Here is a 3,196-nt window from a genome sequence, read left to right on the forward strand (position 1 = left end):
GCAGAGCGTCTCAGCCGCAGGCTGCGCGCAACTCCAAGATGGCTGGGCAGCGCTTTGTCGTTAGGCGCCCTATCGATCCTTGCCTGCCGTTGTAAGCCTAGGGTATACATGTCAAGCGTCGTTCAAGTGTGTCGCGCTATGACTACTAGATAGTCTGCGGTTCTTGAACCTCGTGGACGCTCGGGAAGGGCCACAGCGGTTACGGTCCCGCGGTGGGCGTCACCATGATGACAGCGGAGCAGGAAGGTCCAGGGATCATGACGCTGGCAGCGGAGACGGCGAAAGAAACGCAGTCATTGCGCAACGTAAACAAGTTCTTCATCGGTGGTGAGTGGGTGAAGCCCTCATCCACCGACACGATCTCGGTGATCGATTCCGGCACGGAGGAGCTGTTCTTCGAAGTTGCCGAGGCGAAGGCGCCTGACATGGACCGGGCCATCGCGGCTGCTCGTAGGGCTTTCGACGAGGGGCCGTGGCCGCGGCTTACGCATGCCGAGCGGGCCGGCTACCTTCGTGCCTTCGCTGCTGGGCTCAGGGGGCGGGCCGCAGATATCGGTGCGATCTGGCCTCGCGAATCTGGTGCCTTGCAGGCCGTCGCGGGTAGCTTTACGAGGTCTTCGGCCGAAACGTTCGAGTTCTACGCGGACCTTGCTGACACCTTCCCGTTTGAAGAACCTGCGGTACCGACCGCCGGGGGGGAGTTCGGTCTGATCGTGCGTGAGCCCGTAGGTGTCGTCGGCGCCATTATCCCTTGGAACGCCCCGATTGCGTTGATTACTTACAAGATTGCACCCGCCCTGCTGGCAGGCTGCACGGTGGTACTCAAGTCGTCGCCTGAGGCGCCCGGTGTGGGCTACTTGTTCGCCGAGATCGCCCAGGAGATCGGACTTCCGGCCGGTGTACTGAACGTCGTCACCGCCGATCGGGAAGTCTCGGAGCTGCTGGTTGTGGACCCACGGGTGGACAAGATCACCTTCACTGGATCGACTGCAGCCGGTCGGAGGATCGGTTCGCTGTGCGGGAGCCGGATCGCGCGCGTGACCCTCGAGCTCGGTGGGAAATCCGCCGCGGTGGTTTTGGATGACGTGGATCTGGGATTCACCGCGGATGCGCTCGCTGGGGCGGAGTGCTTCCTGAGCGGCCAAGTGTGCTCGTCGTTGACCCGTATCGTGGTCCCTCGGCATCGTCACGACGAGCTGGTCGATGCTCTCGCTGCAGCCTTCGCGAAGGTTGTTGTTGGTAGTCCGTACGACCCGACCGTGCAGATGGGTCCTTTGGCGATGCGTCGCCAGCGCGACCGGGTCGAAGGCTTCATTGCCAAGGGGCTTGAAGAGGGCGCCACGTTGGCAACGGGTGGGGGGCGACCCAAGCACCTCGACCGGGGGTGGTTCGTTGAACCAACCGTGTTCGGCAATGTGCAGAACGAGGCCACGATTGCGCAGGAGGAGATCTTCGGGCCGGTGTTGTCGGTGGTCCCGGCAGCGGACGAGCAGGATGCGGTGCGAATTGCCAACGACTCGATCTACGGCCTGAACGCCTCGGTGTTCACTGACGACGTCGATCGCGCGCGGGAGGTCGCATCCCAGCTGCGGTCAGGCACGGTGGGGCACAACGGATTCCGGACTGACTTCGGTATCGCGTTCGGCGGGTTCAAGCAATCCGGGATCGGTCGCGAAGGCGGTACTGAGGGATTGTTGCCGTTTTTGGAGACCAAGACTGTGATCTTGGAAGGGAGGCCGGCTCGGTATCGCGATTGAGATTTGGTCGGGCGGACCCACATTATTTGGGGCGTCCGCCCCAGGTTGGCTGAGACTCTTCCCGATCCAGCTAGCCAGCCGGCTGAGGACGCCGGAGCGCAATGAACTCTGTGAGAGTTCGGATAGGACTGCGGGCCGCTTTCCACACCGAGCGGCCCGCATGTGCATACATGATCCAATTCAATTTCGGCTCTGCCTGTGGAATGTTGACTGCATATCTACAATGCAGATTGATTGACGGTGGTACGCCACATCAGTATTTGACGTATCAATCAAATCGGGACGTTGCGGTGATCGTCGTGCCGCAGCGCATTTGCCCACCCGCTGAATCTGTATCGGAAACGTTCCGATGCCACGAGTATGGACCTCTCGTCCAACTCGATCGCAGACGCCGGTAGTGCCGGCCAACATGAATACTCACCTCGAGTATGGTTTCAACACTCTGATCAATTCATTGCAGACAGTGTTTGAATCTCGCGAGGATCCTTAGGATTATCAACGATGATACTACCTGAATCGGCTACTGAGCCGAACGCGACCTCTGTCACAATGCAGCATCCCGATGCGGGGCATCACCCGCGGACCTCATCCGATGTCGGTTCGTGCGTTGAATTCTACGACTTGACCGTATTTCCGTTCCTGATACCTCCTTCGGGAGAAGGCCGGGTGTCTGTTTTGTGCGGCTGGAGAGCTCGCTGCTATCGCCGCGTCAGAAGGTTGCCGGTCAGGTATCGAAACTGGAAACTGTCCCGGGAATTGGCCAGTGGGGCTATGCCGGTAGCGCCTGAACCTTTTGGACTGCCACAGAATTACGGACCTCTTGAGCTGCTGGGTCCGCCATGGTGACGGATGCTCCGTCTATCGCTTGCTGATTCTTGATTGATAAACTGATTCAGCCACTGCCGAATCCAATTGTTCGAGCCTGCAATTCTGCTGGTGTCGCCGCCCGCGTCGCCTGTGTGGCGGCGCCGGATCCTGTTCTAATTTCAGCTTTCGGACCTGGCTATGTGTCAATTCAGTCTGCCATGAAGCCGGTGACGAAATTTCTTCGCATTATTCGAATAATGGTCCATCGGCGGACGGAATATGCTCTAACCGGGTCGGCGGGCCATCCGCTATCTGCTTCTGGAAAACCAGAATTCAATTCAACTACTGAACGGATGACGGGACGTCGTATCGCTACGTTTCTGCCTGAGCTGCCTGACTCGTTATCGGGGCGTCGAATGTGCGCATAAGTGTGCTGGGATTATCCATAGTTTGCGTTCCATGTCGTCAAGACCCTCTCGTTGCAACAATTGCCAGGCCGTATTGGGTGCCGGAATGCGCTCTTCGTATCCAACGACGTTCTGTTGGCATTCAGCGAATACCGATCTATGCACAGAGCGGTCGGCGTATCCGGCTAATTATCGCGCAGTTTCGATCACTGACTGTTGTCTCGT

Annotated in this window: 1 protein-coding gene; it reads left to right on the forward strand. The window is 58.9% G+C overall.

The window, feature by feature from the left end; translation table 11 throughout:
* Positions 1–212 precede the first annotated feature (212 nt).
* Positions 213–1,757, forward strand: coding sequence for an aldehyde dehydrogenase (locus tag ON40_RS34570; RefSeq protein WP_306305408.1), 1,545 nt, complete (start codon positions 213–215; stop codon positions 1,755–1,757).
* Positions 1,758–3,196 lie beyond the last annotated feature (1,439 nt).

It is taken from the genome of Nocardia jiangxiensis NBRC 101359 (assembly GCF_000308615.1).
In the GTDB taxonomy this organism is placed as follows: Bacteria; Actinomycetota; Actinomycetes; order Mycobacteriales; family Mycobacteriaceae; genus Nocardia; species Nocardia jiangxiensis.